Source organism: Brenneria izadpanahii (genome assembly GCF_017569925.1).
Classification (GTDB): domain Bacteria; phylum Pseudomonadota; class Gammaproteobacteria; order Enterobacterales; family Enterobacteriaceae; genus Brenneria; species Brenneria izadpanahii.
In genome coordinates this window covers 274,561-291,610 of the sequence record NZ_CP050854.1, presented here as the reverse complement: position 1 = coordinate 291,610, position 17,050 = coordinate 274,561, and the positions used below count along the sequence as shown (strand labels likewise).

Here is a 17,050-nt window from a genome sequence, read left to right as displayed (position 1 = left end):
ATCAGAAAAAGAAACTCAGGATGCTATTGATCACCGTACGCTGATTAACGTCAGTCAGATTATAGAACAGCGGCAGCCGCACCAAACGTTCGCTTTCCTGCGTGGTGTAGCGATCGTCGCCTGAAAAGCGGCCGAAATTGATGCCGGCGGGACATTCATGCAGCGGAATATAGTGAAACACCGTCAGGATCTCGGCCTCTTTCATATGACTGATGAAGGCGGAACGATCTTGCGCATCGCGCAGCTTGATATAAAACATGTGCGCGTTGTGAACGCAGTTTGCCGGCACCGACGGCAAGGCGATGCGTCCGGCGTCCGCCAACGGTTTGAAAGCCGCCAGATAGTTTTGCCACAGGCGTAAACGGCGATCGTTAATCTGCTTTGCCGCCTCCAACTGCGCCCACAGATAAGCGGCCTGAATATCCGCCATTAAATAGCTGGAGCCGATATCCCGCCAGGTATATTTGTCTACCTGACCGCGAAAGAACTGACTGCGGTTGGTGCCTTTTTCCCGCACGATTTCCGCGCGATCGATCAGTTTGGCGTCGTTAATCAGCGTTGCGCCGCCCTCGCCGCCAGAGGTGTAGTTTTTGGTTTCGTGGAAACTGAAACAACCGATATGGCCGATGGAGCCTAGCGCCCGGCCCTTATAGCTGGACATCATGCCCTGCGCGGCGTCTTCGACGACAAACAGGTCGTATTTCTTCGCCAGCGCCATGATGACATCCATCTCGCAGGCCACGCCGGCATAGTGAACCGGAACGATAACGCGGGTTTTATCGCTAATCGCCGCTTCGATTTTCGTTTCATCGATATTCATGGTGTCCGGTCGAATATCGACAAACACGATGCGGGCGCCGCGCAGCACAAAGGCATTGGCGGTGGAGACAAACGTGTAACTCGGCATAATGACTTCATCGCCGGGTTTGATATCCAGCAAAATCGCCGCCATTTCCAGCGACGCGGTGCAGGATGGCGTCAGCAGCACTTTGGCGCTGCCGGAGTAGTGCTCCAGCCACTGCTGGCAGCGGCGGGTAAAGCCGCCGTCGCCGCACAATTTACCGCTGCTCATGGCAGCCTGCATATAATCGAGTTCAGTACCCACGATCGGTGGCGCATTAAACGGAATCATGTGATCACCTGTATAACCAATAGGCCGTGCTCTCAACTCTGGCACCGCGACGAAGATAAAGACGAAGGGCCGCCACATTGCCTGCCTGCGTCGCGACCCATAAACGTTGCACGCCCTGCCGCCGGCACCAGGCTTCGGCCACCGACATCAGCCGCGCGCCGATGCCGCGCGCCGTTGCTCCAGGCCAGGCGGCCAGCAGCCCGATACGGGCTTCCGATTCATTCAACTGACGCAGCGTCACCCATCCCAGCGGCTGCCCGGCGGCGCTCTCAAGCAGCAGACACTGATGATCAAAGGTGCCGCGCACCGCATTTTCCACCCACTGGGCATAGAAACGTCCGCTGTCTTCAGGCCGATACCAGGGGGCGCGAAAACGGCTCAACGCGAAAACCTGTGCGGCGGCGGCGCGCAACGCCGGGATATCGCCGCCGCCGGCAATCCTCGGCTGAAGCGGAACGTCCGCCGCCGGCGCATCGGCCAGCGACAGGCAGAGATCGACTTCCCCCTCGGCCAGACGAAAACCGAAATCCGCCAACGCATCGGCCAGCGGCATATTATCCGCCGCTATTTTCGCCTGCGTCAGCGCGAAGTCATTCAGCCGCTCCGGCGTGAGCGCGGGCGCCGCCGGTGAAAAATTCAGCTTACCGCTGGCAAGATTGAAAAAACGGCTTTCCCAATCCAACGGTTCAATACTGGCATGGATGCACGCCGATGAGCGTGTTGCTACAGAAAGCGTCATATCTGTCATCTACCCAATAGATTTCAAGATGCAGGGGATACTTGCTCCGGTACACCACGCTCACAGGCGCGAACAGCCTGATTAGCTATTCAGACCTAACCGTTCGCCGGTATAAGATCCATCCTGCACGCTGCGCCACCATTTTTCATTATTCAGATACCAGCTCACGGTTTTTTTCATCCCGCTTTCAAACGTTTCTTGCGGGCGCCAGCCGAGCTCGCGTTCAATTTTGCCGGCATCAATGGCGTAACGCATATCATGACCGGGACGGTCTTTAACATAAGTGATTAAATCGCGATAGTGCTGTACGCCCGCCGGCTTATTCGGCGCCAGCTCTTCCAGCAAATCACAGATCGTTTGCACCACTTCAATATTCTTGCGTTCGTTATGGCCGCCAATGTTGTAGGTTTCCCCAACGACGCCTTCCGTCACCACCTTATACAGCGCGCGGGCGTGATCTTCGACGAACAGCCAGTCGCGGATCTGCGCGCCATCGCCATACACCGGCAGCGGTTTGCCGGCAACGGCATTCAGAATCACCAGCGGGATCAGCTTTTCAGGGAAGTGATAAGGGCCGTAGTTATTGGAACAGTTGGTGATAATGGTCGGCAGTCCATAGGTGCGCAGCCAGGCGCGAACCAGGTGATCGCTCGACGCTTTGGAAGCCGAATAGGGGCTGCTTGGCGCATAAGGCGTGGTTTCGGTAAATAGATCGTCCGTGCCGTGCAGATCGCCGAACACTTCATCCGTGGAAATATGGTGGAAACGGAACGCCGCTTTTTCCGCGGGCTCCATGCCTTGCCAGTAATGGCGGGCCGCTTCCAACAGCGTGTAAGTACCCACTATGTTGGTTTCGATAAACGCAGCCGGGCCGTCGATGGAACGATCGACGTGACTTTCCGCCGCCAAATGCATCACCATGGCCGGCTGATACTCGGCAAACACCTTATCCAACGCCGCGCGATCGCAAATATCAACCTGTTCAAAAGCGAAACGGGCGCTGTCTGCTACCGGAGTCAGAGAGGATAAGTTGCCGGCATAGGTGAGTTTATCCACCACCACCACGCTGTTTGGCGTCTCGGTAATAATATGCCTGACTAAAGCCGAACCAATAAACCCGGCTCCACCGGTGATTAATATACGTTTCAACGCCATACTCCTTTTGTATCAACAACCCAATTTTGTTTAATATCCGCGGGGTCAACGGCTTTGAACTGACGGTGATCGACCAACATGACCAGTACATCGGCATCCCGCAGCGCGCTGGCGATATCAACCAGCTCTACCTGCCCCGCCAATGCCGCCGGCAGTTGCCTGACGTTAGGCTCCACCACCAGCGTGGCGCCTGTGTTCCACTGCGCGATCATTTGCGTGATTTCCACTGCCGGGCTTTCACGTAAATCATCAATGTCCGGCTTAAACGCCAGACCAAAGCAGGCAACCGTCACTTCGCTGGCGCGTTTATCCGTTTGGGCCAGATAATCCGCGACGGCCGTTTTTACCCGATCGACGACCCATAGCGGCTTGCCATCATTGACTAGCCTGGCCGTATGGATCAACCGCGCCTGCTGCGGATTCTGCGCAACGATAAACCAGGGGTCAACCGCAATGCAGTGTCCGCCGACGCCAGGACCCGGTTGCAGAATATTGACGCGAGGATGGCGGTTTGCCAATCGGATAAGCTCCCATACGTTAATATTTTGTTCCGCGCAGATCAGCGACAGCTCATTGGCGAACGCGATATTTACGTCACGAAAGCTATTTTCCGTCAGCTTACACATTTCGGCAGTGCGCGAGTTAGTAATCACACACTCACCTTCAAGAAAGATTTTGTACAGTTCGCTCGCGCGGGCCGAACACGCCGCGGTCATTCCGCCGATCACCCGATCGTTTTTAATCAGTTCAACCACGACCTTTCCAGGCAGCACCCGCTCCGGGCAGTAAGCGATATTGATATCGGCGGCTTCCCCGGCCTGCTGCGGGAAGGTTAAATCCGTCCGAGCCTGCGCCAGCCACTCGGCCATTTGCTCTGTCGTGCCGACGGGCGACGTCGATTCCAGAATAATCAGATCGCCTTTTTTCAGGACCGGCGCGATAGACTCCGCCGCCGCCTGCACATAGGCCATGTCCGGTTCGTGGTCGCCCTTGAACGGCGTCGGAACGGCAATCAAAAAAGCATCCGCCGCCACCGGTTTGTTCAGCGCCTGTAAATAGCCGTTTTCAACCGCGACTTTGACTAAAGTATCCAGATCCGGCTCAATAATGTGAATTTCGCCCCGGTTAATGGTTTCTACCGTCTGTTTATTCACATCAATGCCGATCACGTTCTTCTTACGCGAAGCAAATGCGGCCGCGGTCGGTAAACCGATGTAACCCAGCCCGATAACCGAAATCGTGTCAAAACTCATGGCGTCACCTGATGATTCTTTTGATAATTTTTAATCGCATCGACAATGCGTTGGCAAGCATGGCCGTCACCATAAGGATTATGCGCCCGGCTCATGGCCTGATATTCATTTTCATCCGTCAGTAATTGAGAAACGGTATCGACAATTTTTACCACATCCGTTCCCACCAGCCTGACCGTACCCGCTTCCACCGCCTCGGGGCGTTCGGTGGTATCGCGCATAACCAGTACCGGCTTACCCAACGACGGCGCCTCTTCCTGAATCCCTCCCGAATCCGTCAGGATCATATAGGAACGATTCATCAGATAAACAAACGGCAGGTAATCCTGCGGCGCGATAAGCATCACATTATCAATACCACTCAAGATGCGGTTCACCGGCTCGCTGACGTTCGGGTTAAGATGGACGGGATAAACAATCTGAACCTCCGGGTGACGCAGGGCGATATCCGCCAGCGCGCTGCATATGCGCTCAAAGCCCCCGCCAAAACTTTCACGCCGGTGTCCGGTAACCAGAATCAGTTTTTTGCTGGTATCCAGGAAGGCGTACTTTTCATCCAGACTGCGGCGCAGTTGCGCATCGTTGACGATGCGATCCCGAACCCAGAACAGCGCATCTATCACCGTATTCCCGGTCACGAAAATATGCCGGTCCGATAAATGTTCGCGCAGCAGATTCAGGCGGGAATTCTCCGTCGGCGCGAAATGGAACATCGCCAGATGCCCGGTCAGCTTACGGTTGGCCTCCTCCGGCCAGGGCGAGTACAGATTGCCGGTACGCAGCCCGGCCTCGACATGCCCAACCGGAATACGTTGATAAAACGCGGCCAGGCTGGTCGTCAATGTCGTGGTGGTATCGCCGTGAACCAGTACCAAATCGGGCTTAAACTCCGCCATCACGGGCTCAAGCCCCCTCAGGATCCGGCTGGATATCTCGCTGAGCGATTGGCCTGGCTGCATGATGTTTAGATCATAATCAGGGGTAATATCGAACAAACGCAACACCTGATCGAGCATTTCTCGATGCTGGGCCGTCACGCAAATTCTTGATTCAAAGGCTTCATCCTGAGCCAGAACACGAACCAGCGGAGCCATTTTAATGGCCTCCGGTCGGGTGCCGAAAACAGTCAACACTTTCACAGTGAATCTCTTTAATCAAGTTAGACGCAGACTTTACTTACTGCGGATCGGACGCTAATCAACTAACGGATAAGCGAGGACGACGAACCAAAGCGACACCCGCGCCCACCAACATACCGATAGCGCCCCACATTACCATTAGGAAGGCCCGGCGCGGGCTATCACGCCTGACCGGCTCTTCCGGCGTACGCAAATAACGGTAGGTCTGAAAATTGACGTCGAGTGTCGGTCCTACATTCAAGGTGGCCAACATGGCGCGATTCTGATCGTAATCAAGATCATAGTGTGGGCCGCTGGACTCTAATGACTCCAGACGCGCCTTGAGCATCGGCCTGCCCAGCAAAAACATTTCGGACGCCGGCAATTCATCCGCAGGCGTGTCCGTTTGACTACGTTTGATATCCTGCTGCTGCGCAATTTTCAACGCCAGCTCGACGCTGCGGAGATCGCGCTCATAAACCGCTTTCGCCACCGCTTCCTGGCGCTTAATCTGCGATTTGATGAAGATGGTTCTGGCCGCCCATGCGCCGCTAATCTCTTCGTTAAGATGGCTGGCGGCGCGCCGGCTGGCGAATTGAACATACTGACGCAGCAACGTATTGGCGTCCGCCGGCGTTTCCGCCACCAGTTTTACGCCGTCATTGGTCTTCTTGACATCATCATGCGGCGTAAACTGAATATTATTCACCAGTTCATCCAGCAAGGCGGAGTCCGCTTTGGCATCCCCTTCCTGACGCTGTTTATAATAGTCGGTTTGCAGCCAGAAATCGCGGCGCGTGTCGTAAGCCGCCAGTTGCATGACGAACTCCTCATACGCCACCGCGGCGATAGCCGGCTGTTCAGGCTGCGGCGTAGAAAAGGATTTGGCATCCAGATTGCGCAGGAACTGCTGCTGCGAATAGTATCCGCCCAGCATGTTTACCGTCGGCCGATCGGTGATGGCCGTCGCGCTCCACTCCTGTTTCACCAGATAAGAATAGAGCAGCGCGGCCAGGCCAAACAAACAGGCCATAGACAGGATCCAGATCTTGCCGCGCCACAGTGTGCAAAACAAACCGCGAATATCCAGCTCATTGTCAACTGACGCACTCCCGGTGGATTGGTTCTCTGATTTCATTACTTCCCCAAAATTATTTGGTCAAGACCACTACTTTCGCTCGTCGGCACGTACGCGACGCTTGATTCGCTTAATAAAACGCGCCACCCGCCACGCGCGCTTAAGGCAGTAGCCATATAGCAAGAATGCCAGCAAAAATAATGCCAACATAGCCCATTCGGGAACAAATGAGAGATATTCCCCTAAGACGCCGAACGCGGCCAGCAGCGCCGCCGCCAGCGTAATAAGAACAAAAGCCTGTCGAGAAGTAAAACCGGCCCGCATCATTAAATGGTGAATGTGCTGGCGATCGGGAGAAAACGGACTCAATCCTTTACGCAAACGACGATACATGATCGCAATCATATCAATCAGAGGAATAGCAATGATCCACAATGCCGTCACCGGATTGATCGGATGCTGCTGTCCCTGCGTGGTTTGAATCAGGATCCAGATCGCGGTAAACCCTATCATGGTGCTGCCCGCATCCCCCATAAAAACTTTATAACGTTTACCGAAAACGCCGAGATTGAGCAGGATGTAAGGAATGATAGCGGCGATCATGGCAAAGCACCAAAGCGCCAGATTGGCGTGGCCGCTCAGATACAGCAATATGCCCATCGCGCCAAAGGAAACGCAGGACAATCCGCCCAGCAGCCCATCAATGCCATCCACCATATTGAACGCATTGATAGCGGCCCAGACGGCAAACAACGTCACCAGATAACCAAACGGGCCAAGCTGCATCTGCCACGGCCCCAGAATATGCCCGAAACTATGCAATGTGAGGCCGGCGAAGGCCATCATGATAATGGCGACGCATGCCTGCACGACGGCGCGGATTTTTACGCTGATATCAAAGCGATCGTCCAGCGCGCCGACAAGAACCAACACGCCGGCGCAAAACAGATAAAGCCGGAAATTGGGAATGTATTGATCGGTGATCAGGTAAGTAAAGCAGATTCCGGCGTACACGGAGATACCGCCGACCAGGGGGATTAGTCCGCGATGCCGCTTGCGATAATTGGGGCGATCAACAAGCCCTATTATTCTTGCAACCTGACGAGCAAAAAACAGGAAGCCTAGAGAAAACAAAAAAATAATTAATAATTCGGAACTCATCGTGAGTAAATTCACCGTTCACAGCTTCTGGCCTCGCTGTGGCTGCTTAATATACGCTCGGTTTACGCCTTCAATCCTATCTGCCGCATCGGTATGCGCCGGCTCACCATCGAGCCACCGGCGCCCCCATCCATCAAGCGGGCAATAGCATGAGGAACGCTGTTTATACGATTAACGTTTCAGCTAATCATTTTATCCCCATCATCTCTCAAGTTGCAGCAGAGTTAACCCCGCCTTGATATTTATTGGATAGAGAAATTATAGGTATAAAAAAAACGCCACGACCCAGCGTGGCGTTCCCCGAGTTCATCCGTGATTTATGAACGCTTCATCATATCGAAGAATTCATCGTTGGTTTTGGTCATCGCCAACTTATTAATCAGGAACTCCATCGCGTCAATTTCGCCCATCGGGTGGATGATTTTACGCAAAATCCACATCTTCTGCAGCTCTTCGGACGTCGTCAGCAGCTCTTCTTTACGCGTGCCGGAACGGTTGTAGTCGATAGCAGGGAACACGCGCTTCTCTGCGATCTTACGCGCGAGATGCAGTTCCATATTACCGGTGCCCTTGAACTCTTCGTAAATAACTTCATCCATCTTGGAGCCGGTATCCACCAACGCGGTGGCGATGATAGTCAAACTGCCGCCCTCTTCAACGTTACGCGCGGCGCCGAAGAAGCGTTTTGGACGATGCAGGGCGTTGGCATCCACGCCGCCCGTCAGCACTTTACCGGATGATGGCACGACGGTGTTATAGGCACGTGCCAGACGTGTGATGGAGTCCAGCAGAATGATCACGTCTTTTTTATGCTCAACCAGGCGTTTTGCCTTTTCGATTACCATTTCAGCGACCTGAACATGGCGGGAAGCCGGCTCGTCAAAGGTAGACGCGACCACTTCGCCTTTAACCAGACGCTGCATCTCGGTAACTTCTTCAGGACGTTCGTCAATCAGCAGCACCATCAGCACGCAATCGGGATGATTGTACGCAATGCTCTGCGCAATGTTCTGCAGCAGCATGGTTTTACCCGCTTTCGGCGGCGCGACGATCAGACCACGCTGACCGCGGCCGATCGGCGACGCCAGATCCAGCACGCGCGCGGTCAAATCTTCCGTCGAACCATTGCCGCGTTCCATACGCAGACGGGAGTTCGCGTGCAGCGGCGTCAGGTTTTCAAACAGGATCTTGCTGCGGGCGTTCTCAGGTTTGTCGTAGTTGACTTCATTGACTTTCAGCAGCGCGAAATAACGTTCACCCTCTTTCGGCGGACGAATTTTGCCGGAAATGGTGTCACCGGTACGAAGGTTAAAACGGCGGATTTGGCTGGGAGAAACGTAGATATCATCGGGACCGGCGAGGTAGGAACTGTCTGCAGAACGGAGGAAACCAAATCCATCCTGCAATATTTCCAGCACGCCATCGCCGAAAATGTCTTCGCCGCTCTTCGCGTGCTGCTTCAGGATCGCGAAAATAATATCCTGTTTGCGCATGCGGGCCAGGTTTTCCAGCCCCATATTTTCGCCAAGAGTAATTAACTCAGAAACTGGCGTATTCTTTAATTCGGTAAGATTCATAGTGGTGGGTTCTTAAACTCGGGGTAAATCTCGAACTATTAACGTGAATGGTATGGCAGGGTCATCCATGCCTCTATAACAACCTCCAATCACCAGGTGTTCGTTTTGCTTCGCGCTTAAGGCGTGCAGACTCTGCACAAAACGATGGCAAGGGATCGAAAGCACATAAAACAAATTATTTTAAAACTATTAGATTGCCCAAACCAGATGACGAACATTTTTATAAATCAATGACTTTCCGATTTTGACACAGAGTAATGCTTTAGACTCAAACTTTCAGGCTTAAGCTTAAAAGCTAAGCTTAAACATAGGTAAGTACGATATGCAGTGTTGAAGAATCTAGCACGCTTCCTGACGGGCGGCAAGCAGTGAATATGAGAATTACTCATTGTCCGCTTGCCCGCCCCCGGAAATTTACAGATTGGCGCTCAGGAACTCTTTCAGTTGGCCTTTGGACAATGCGCCCACTTTGGTTGCCGCAACTTCGCCGTTTTTGAACAACAGCAAGGTTGGAATGCCGCGAATGCCGTATTTCGGCGCGGTTGCCGGGTTTTCATCAATGTTGAGTTTGGCAATGGTCAGCTTACCGGCAAACTCTTCAGCGATTTCATCCAGAATAGGAGCGATCATTTTACAAGGACCACACCACTCAGCCCAGAAATCAACCAGGGTTGCGCCCTCAGCTTGCAACACTTGCGTATCGAAACTGCCGTCAGTCAGGTGAATAATTTTATCGCTCATGTTTTACTCCACAGGATTATGTCTACCTTGTTGGTGTAGCATTAACCAACAATAAGGTTGACTTTATTTCACCGGATACGCTTTCGTAAAGCAATAGTTAGCTGATATTCTACCACACTATGAGCAAAACACACTTAACTGAACAGAAGTTTTCCGACTTCGCCCTGCACCCGCAGGTTATCGAAGCCCTTGAAAGTAAAGGGTTTCATAACTGCACACCGATCCAGGCGTTAGCATTGCCGCTGACTTTGTCAGGGCGTGATGTCGCAGGTCAGGCGCAAACCGGTACTGGCAAGACGCTGGCTTTTCTCGCGTCTACTTTCCATTATTTGCTTTCACACCCCGCTAGCGCGGAGCGTCAGGTCAATCAGCCGCGCGCGTTAATCATGGCGCCGACCCGTGAATTAGCCGTGCAGATTCACTCCGACGCAGAGGCGCTTTCCCGTCTGACAGGCCTGAAACTCGGTCTTGCCTATGGCGGCGACGGTTATGATAAACAGCTCAAGGTGCTGGAAAGCGGCGTCGATATTCTGGTTGGCACCACGGGCCGCCTGATCGACTACACCAAACAAAACCACATTAATCTGGGAGCGATCCAGGTTGTTGTGCTGGATGAAGCCGATCGCATGTACGATCTCGGCTTTATCAAAGATATTCGCTGGCTGTTCCGCCGCATGCCGCCGGTGACCCAGCGCCTGAATATGCTCTTTTCCGCGACGCTCTCCTACCGCGTGCGTGAACTTGCCTTTGAACAAATGAATAATGCGGAATACGTGGAAGTCGAACCGGAGCAAAAAACCGGACATCGCATTAAAGAAGAGCTGTTTTATCCGTCTAATGAAGAAAAAATGCGCCTGTTGCAGACACTTCTTGAGGAAGAGTGGCCCGATCGCTGCATTATTTTCGCCAATACCAAACACCGTTGTGAGGATATCTGGGGTCATTTAGCCGCCGACGGCCATCGTGTCGGTCTGTTGACCGGCGACGTGGCGCAAAAGAAACGCCTGCGAATTCTGGATGATTTCACTCACGGCAATCTGGATATTCTGGTGGCGACGGACGTCGCGGCGCGCGGCCTGCATATTCCGTCCGTCACTCACGTATTCAACTACGATCTGCCGGACGATTGCGAAGACTATGTTCACCGTATCGGCCGCACCGGCCGCGCGGGCGAAAGCGGTTTCTCCATCAGTCTTGCCTGCGAAGAATATGCGCTGAATTTGCCGGCGATTGAAACCTATATCGGCCACCATATTCCGGTCAGTAAATACAATAGCGACGCCCTGCTTAACGATTTACCGGCCCCCAAACGTTTAACGCGCCCGCCTCGCGCCAACAACAGCGCGCGCAGGCACAATACGCCGCGCCGCAGCGGAGCGCCTCGCACTAATCGTAAACGGCAGGGTTGATTCGGAATGCTAAGTTCTTCTTCACTTTATGCGGCCATCGACCTCGGCTCCAACAGTTTCCATATGCTGGTGGTCCGGGAAACCGCCGGAAGTATTCAGACCTTGGCGAAAATAAAACGGAAAGTCCGTCTTGCCGCCGGGCTGGATAAGCAAAACCGGTTATCGCAGGAAGCGATGCAACGAGGCTGGCAATGCCTGCAGCTTTTTTCGGAGCGGTTGCAGGATATTCCCCTGGAACAGGTGCGCGTAGTGGCCACGGCGACCTTACGGCTCGCCGCCAATGCCGACGAATTTCTGCAACAGGCCCGTCAGATACTGGGCTTACCGGTGCAGGTCATCAGCGGTGAAGAAGAAGCCAGACTGATCTATCAGGGCGTCGCCCATACTACCGGCGGCCCGGAGAAACGTCTGGTGGTCGATATCGGCGGAGGCAGCACCGAACTGGCTACCGGCGTCGGCGCTCAGGCTACTCGGCTTTTCAGCTTACCGATGGGATGCGTAACCTGGCTGGAACGCTACTTCAGCGATCGCAATCTGGAAGCCGGAAATTTTGAGCGCGCCGAACAGGCCGCCCGCAAAATGGTGCGCTCGGTCGCGAAGGCGCTGCATGAACAAGGGTGGCAGATCTGTGTCGGCGCATCGGGCACCGTTCAGGCGCTGCAGGAAATCATGGTCGCCCAGGGGATGGATGAATACATTACCCTGGAGAAACTCCAGCAGTTGAAACAGCACGCAATCCAGTGCAGCAAGCTGGAAGAGCTTGAAATCGAAGGGCTTACTCTGGAACGCGCGCTGGTTTTTCCCAGCGGGCTGGCTATCCTGTTAGCGGTTTTTCAGGAGCTCGACATCAAAACCATGACGCTGGCCGGCGGCGCGCTGCGCGAGGGTTTGGTGTACGGCATGCTGCATTTGCCGATTGAGCGGGATATCCGCCACCGCACGCTGCACAATTTGCAGCGCCGCTATCTGCTGGATATCGAACAGGCCGAGCGGGTAAGCTCGCTGGCCGATAATTTTCTACGGCAAGTAGCCGGAGATTGGCAGTTGGACGAGCGATGTCGCGAGCTGCTGCACAATGCCTGTCAAGTTCATGAAATTGGTTTGAGCATCAATTTTCGCCAGTCATCTCAACATGCCGCGTACCTGATCCGCAACAGCGACCTTCCCGGCTTTACCCCCGCACAACAGAAGCTGTTGGCGACGTTGCTGCAAAACCAGAGCAACCCCGTCGATCTGATGTTGCTAAACCAGCAAAACGCGCTGCCGGCGATACAGGCGCAACGTTTATGCCGCTTGCTGCGTCTGGCGATTATCTTTGCCAGCCGCCGTCGCGACGACACCCTTCCCGATGTTCGTCTGCAGGCCGAAGGAGAAAACCTGAACGTTATTCTGCCCGCCGGCTGGCTGGCCCGGCATCCGTTGAGGGCGGAAAATCTGGAACAGGAAAGCCGCTGGCAAAGCTATGTTCACTGGCCGTTGATCCTGAAAGAAAATACTTTGTGATATTCTGCGGGCAGCGTTCTCGGCTGCTCGCCCTCGCCTTCCGTTTTTAAGACCATTCGCGGTTCTGTGATCCTCTTCCCGTCAAAAAAGAAACAATGGATGTATTTTTATGAAACATTGTTTCTATTGTAAAAATCCCCCTTCTGAGAACGACTTGTCCGGTAGCGTCAATTAACCCGGCAAACTTAATAATCAAGGATAAACATGCGACCTTCTACCCGTTATCGTACCGGTGTATTTGCAGTAATGTTAAGCCTGACAATCGCGCCATTGAGCCTTTTCGCCGCCCCTGCGCTACCCGCGCCGCAAAATCTCCAGGTGCCGACCCTGGCCTATGACGATCGCAGTATTGTTCTGGTATGGGAATCCCCCGAAGACTCCCGCGATATCGCGGATTACCGCGTTTATCAGGATGGAAAATCCCTGGGGCTTGCCAGTCAAAATAACGATCGGCACTCACCGGCCAAACCATATATCAATGCGTTTTACGCCGACGATAAAGCCGATTTCCACCATAAAATAGCGATACACAGCTTTAAGGTTGAAAATCTGCGGCCCGACACGGCATACCATTTCACCGTCCGGGCGGTGCGGACGGATGGCTCGCTGTCCGCCGACAGCAACCCGGTAAGCGCCAAAACCGCGGCATACTCCCAAATTATTAATATCAACGATCTGGGAGCGAAGCCGGATGGCAAAACATTGAACACCGCCGTTATCCAGCAGGCCATTGACTCCTGTAAAGCAGGCTGCCGGATCGATATCCCCGCCGGAACCTATAAAACCGGCGCGCTCTGGTTAAAAAGCGATATGACGCTGAATTTGCAAGAGGGCGCCGTTTTGCTGGGATCGGACAACCCAGCCGACTACCCGGCCGGCTATCGCCTCTACCCTTACTCCACCATCGAACGCCCGGCGTCGTTAATCAATGCCATTGACGCCAAAAGTTCGCACCCCGGCGCTTTTCGCAATATTCGTATCATCGGCAAAGGGGTGATCGACGGCAATGGCTGGAAGCGCAGCGAAAAAGGCGAAATCAAAGACGAGTCGGGTAATCTATTGCCGCAATATATCGCCAGTAAAAACAGCAAGGTACATGAAGACGGCATCCTGGCTAAAAATCAGGTCGCGCAGGCTGTCGCCGGCGGAATGGATCTTAAAACCGCCTATGGGCAACGACGTTCCAGCCTGATCACCTTACGCGGAGTCGAAAATGTCTACCTGGCTGACTTTACGGTGCGTAACCCGGCTTTTCACGGCATCATGAATCTGGAGAACCATAACGTCGTAGCCAACGGTTTGATCCACCAAACCTATGATGCCAACAACGGCGACGGCATCGAATTCGGCAACAGTAAAAACGTGATGGTATTCAATAACTTTTTTGATACCGGCGACGACTGCATCAACTTTGCCGCCGGAACGGGGGAGGAAGCCAAGCGACAAGATCCCATGCGCGGCGCCTGGCTCTTCAATAACTACTTCCGCATGGGACATGGCGCGATCGTGACGGGCAGCCACACCGGCGCCTGGATCGAGCATATCGTGGCGGAAAACAATGTCATGTATCTGACGGATATTGGCTTACGGGCGAAAAGCGCCACCGACATCGGCGGCGGCGCGCGCCATGTTCTTTTTCGAAACAATGCGATGAAAGACATAGCCAAACAGGCGGTGGTGATTACCCTGAGCTACTCCGATCCTAATGCCAAGATCGACTACCCCCCGTCAAAGACGCCCGCTAAGTTTCATGATTTTCTCATTAAAAATGTCACGGTACAGGGAACAACCGGCTCATCACCGTCGCTTGAAATTAAAGGCGATAGCGCGAAAAACGCCTGGCACGATAAAATCCGCTTCGATAACGTCAGGCTGGATAACGTTCCGCCTGCGGCGATCGGCGATTTACGCGACAGCCAGTTCGACAACGTCATATTCAGCCGGTTGCGCGGCGGAGAAACGCCGTGGAATTTCAGCGCGACGGACAATGTAAGCGTGGATGGAAAAGTAGTGAATCAATGATGCGTTCAGGGCGGGCCTACCGCCCTGAATAAAACCGCCGGGCTACTTGCCGGCGTCCTTCGCCTTGGCCAGCTGCGCGCGGATATTCGCCAGATGGCTTTGCCCTTTTTGCATCCGTTCCTGCGCGCTGACCACTTTACGCTCGCTCTCCCACTGCACGTCATCCTGCGGCAGTTCAAGCAGGAAGCGGCTGGGCTCAGGTCGCACCAGCTCGCCGTACTGACGCCGCTCTTTACACAGGGTAAAGGTAAGCTCACGCTGCGCGCGGGTAATGCCGACATACGCCAGGCGCCGTTCCTCATCGACATTATCTTCATCAATGCTGCTCTGATGCGGCAACAGCCCTTCTTCCATGCCCACCAGAAAAACATAAGGAAATTCCAGACCTTTTGACGCATGCAGCGTCATAAGCTGCACCTGATCCAGCTCTTCTTCATTCTCGCCCCGTTCCATCATATCCCGCAGGGTAAAGCGCGTAACCACCTGAGTCAGCGTCATCGGCTCATCCAGATCCGATCCTTCCAGCATTTCCGTCATCCAGCTAAAAAGCTGATTGACGTTTTTCATCCGCATTTCGGCGGCTTTCGGGCTGGGGGAGGTTTCATATAGCCAGCTCTCGTAATCCAGCCCGTGGATCAGATCCCGCACCGCCGCAACCGGCTCCCGTTCGGCCAACCGGGCGACATCGGCCACCCACTGAGTAAAACGCTGCAAAGACTCCAGCCCGCGCCCGGTCAGGGACTGGCTCAATCCCAAATCAAAGCTGGCGTTGAACAGGCTTTTATTGCGCTGATTGGCCCATTCCCCCAGTTTCTTTAACGTCGCCGGGCCGATTTCACGCTTGGGCGTGTTGACGATCCGCAAAAAGGCGCTGTCGTCATCCGGGTTGGTCAACACGCGCAGATAGGCCAGCAGATCCTTGATTTCCGGGCGGGAGAAAAATGAAGTGCCGCCAGAAATCCGATAGGGAATGCGGTTTTGCATCAGCATTTTTTCAAACAGGCGCGACTGATGATTACCCCGGTACAGAATGGCGTAATCGCCATACTGGGTCTTATTGATAAAATGGTGGGCGATCAGTTCGCCGACCACGCGTTCGGCCTCATGGTCTTCATTGTTGGCGGTGATGATTTTTAATTCGTCGCCATAGCCCAGCTCAGAGAAAAGGCGCTTTTCAAACACGTGCGGGTTATTGGCGATCAGGATATTGGCGGCTTTCAGAATTCGTCCTGAAGATCGATAGTTCTGCTCCAGCTTAATCACTTCCAGCGCCGGAAAGTCCTGCTGCAACAGCACCAGATTTTGCGGCCGCGCGCCGCGCCAGGAATAAATCGACTGATCGTCATCCCCTACCACGGTGAAGCGCGCGCGGCTGCCCACCAGCGATTTCACCAGTTCATACTGGCTGGTATTGGTGTCCTGATACTCATCCACCAGCAGATAGCGCAGGCGGTTCTGCCAGCGTTCGCGCACTTCATCGTTATGTTTCAATAGCAGCGTCGGCAGCAGAATAAGATCGTCGAAGTCCAGCACGTTGCAGGCGCGCAGATGATCGTGATACAGCGCGTAGCAGTGCGCAAACAGCCGGTCACGCTCGGAACGCGCCGCCGCCGCCGCGCCGGAAGGGTCGATAAGATCGTTTTTCCAGTTCGAGATCGTTGAGGTTAACTGCTGCAACAGCGTTTTATCATTCTCCAGCCACTGTTCGGTTAACTCCTTCAATAGCGCCATCTGATCCTGATCGTCAAAGAGCGAGAAATTCGCTTTCATCCCCAGCGCGGCATATTCACGCTTGATGATCTCCAGCCCCAGCGTATGGAAGGTCGCTATCGTCAGTCCACGGGTTTCTTTCCGTCCCAGCGTGTGCGCGACGCGCTCTTTCATCTCACGCGCGGCTTTATTGGTAAAGGTCACCGCGGCGATATGCCGTGGTTGATAGCCGCACTGGCGAATCAGATGGGCGATCTTATTGGTAATGACGCGCGTCTTGCCTGAACCGGCGCCCGCCAGTACCAGACAGGGACCAGTAACAAATTCGACGGCATGTTGTTGGCTGGAGTTTAGACGCATAACGGTAAGGCTCGATCATCAAACAGGAGGCGATTGTAGCAGAAAGCCATGACGATCTTTATCGGGGAATTAGCTTCTGAAACGCACGCCGC

The 17,050-nt window shown here is 54.0% G+C and carries 13 protein-coding genes; 3 read left to right on the top strand and 10 right to left on the bottom strand.

All coding sequences use genetic code 11. The features are described from left to right. Position 1: 1 nt before the first annotated feature. The 9 genes from rffA to trxA all read right to left on the bottom strand — a co-directional run bounded on the left by rffA (position 2) and on the right by trxA (position 9,954). Positions 2-1,132 (bottom strand): dTDP-4-amino-4,6-dideoxygalactose transaminase, encoded by a 1,131-nt coding sequence (rffA, locus tag HC231_RS01305; protein WP_208229392.1) that lies wholly within the window; start codon positions 1,130-1,132, stop codon positions 2-4. A 4-nt stretch (positions 1,133-1,136) separates the two neighbouring features. Next, complete coding sequence (gene rffC / locus HC231_RS01300) at positions 1,137-1,880, bottom strand: dTDP-4-amino-4,6-dideoxy-D-galactose acyltransferase (RefSeq protein WP_425490502.1); 744 nt, start codon at positions 1,878-1,880, stop codon at positions 1,137-1,139. Positions 1,881-1,952: 72 nt separating this feature from the next. After that, a complete protein-coding gene (gene rffG, locus HC231_RS01295) occupies positions 1,953-3,026 on the bottom strand; it encodes a dTDP-glucose 4,6-dehydratase (protein ID WP_208229390.1) in 1,074 nt (357 codons plus the stop codon). After that, positions 3,017-4,279, bottom strand: a complete 1,263-nt coding sequence (gene wecC / locus HC231_RS01290) for a UDP-N-acetyl-D-mannosamine dehydrogenase (RefSeq protein WP_208229389.1) — start codon at positions 4,277-4,279, stop codon at positions 3,017-3,019. Before wecC ends, rffG begins: the two co-directional genes overlap by 10 nt. After that, positions 4,276-5,418, bottom strand: a complete 1,143-nt coding sequence (gene wecB, locus HC231_RS01285; RefSeq protein WP_208229388.1) for a non-hydrolyzing UDP-N-acetylglucosamine 2-epimerase — start codon at positions 5,416-5,418, stop codon at positions 4,276-4,278. The genes wecC and wecB overlap by 4 nt, the downstream gene beginning before the upstream one ends. Positions 5,419-5,476: 58 nt before the next feature. Next, positions 5,477-6,535, bottom strand: a complete 1,059-nt coding sequence (gene wzzE, locus HC231_RS01280) for an ECA polysaccharide chain length modulation protein (RefSeq protein ID WP_208229387.1) — start codon at positions 6,533-6,535, stop codon at positions 5,477-5,479. A 30-nt stretch (positions 6,536-6,565) separates the two neighbouring features. Further along, positions 6,566-7,636: a UDP-N-acetylglucosamine--undecaprenyl-phosphate N-acetylglucosaminephosphotransferase gene (wecA, locus tag HC231_RS01275; RefSeq protein ID WP_208229386.1), complete on the bottom strand. Its 1,071-nt coding sequence runs from the start codon at positions 7,634-7,636 to the stop codon at positions 6,566-6,568. Positions 7,637-7,953: 317 nt separating this feature from the next. Beyond that, on the bottom strand, positions 7,954-9,213 hold the full coding sequence (gene rho / locus HC231_RS01270) for a transcription termination factor Rho (protein WP_208229385.1): 1,260 nt from the start codon (positions 9,211-9,213) through the stop codon (positions 7,954-7,956). A gap of 414 nt (positions 9,214-9,627) precedes the next feature. Next, positions 9,628-9,954 (bottom strand): thioredoxin TrxA, encoded by a 327-nt coding sequence (gene trxA, locus HC231_RS01265; RefSeq protein WP_208229384.1) that lies wholly within the window; start codon positions 9,952-9,954, stop codon positions 9,628-9,630. A gap of 119 nt (positions 9,955-10,073) precedes the next feature. Between trxA and rhlB the strand changes: the two genes are divergently transcribed. The 3 genes from rhlB to HC231_RS01250 all read left to right on the top strand — a co-directional run bounded on the left by rhlB (position 10,074) and on the right by HC231_RS01250 (position 14,888). Continuing rightward, positions 10,074-11,363 (top strand): ATP-dependent RNA helicase RhlB, encoded by a 1,290-nt coding sequence (gene rhlB / locus HC231_RS01260; RefSeq protein ID WP_208229383.1) that lies wholly within the window; start codon positions 10,074-10,076, stop codon positions 11,361-11,363. Positions 11,364-11,369: 6 nt separating this feature from the next. Continuing rightward, positions 11,370-12,866 carry an exopolyphosphatase gene (ppx, locus tag HC231_RS01255; RefSeq protein WP_208229382.1) on the top strand — a complete coding sequence of 499 codons (1,497 nt, stop codon included), beginning with the start codon at positions 11,370-11,372 and terminating at the stop codon, positions 12,864-12,866. A gap of 204 nt (positions 12,867-13,070) precedes the next feature. Beyond that, a complete protein-coding gene (locus HC231_RS01250) occupies positions 13,071-14,888 on the top strand; it encodes a glycosyl hydrolase family 28 protein (RefSeq protein WP_208229381.1) in 1,818 nt (605 codons plus the stop codon). Between the two features lie 42 nt (positions 14,889-14,930). Here HC231_RS01250 and rep read toward each other — a convergent pair whose 3' ends face one another. Continuing rightward, complete coding sequence (gene rep / locus HC231_RS01245) at positions 14,931-16,958, bottom strand: DNA helicase Rep (RefSeq protein WP_208229380.1); 2,028 nt, start codon at positions 16,956-16,958, stop codon at positions 14,931-14,933. Positions 16,959-17,050 lie beyond the last annotated feature (92 nt).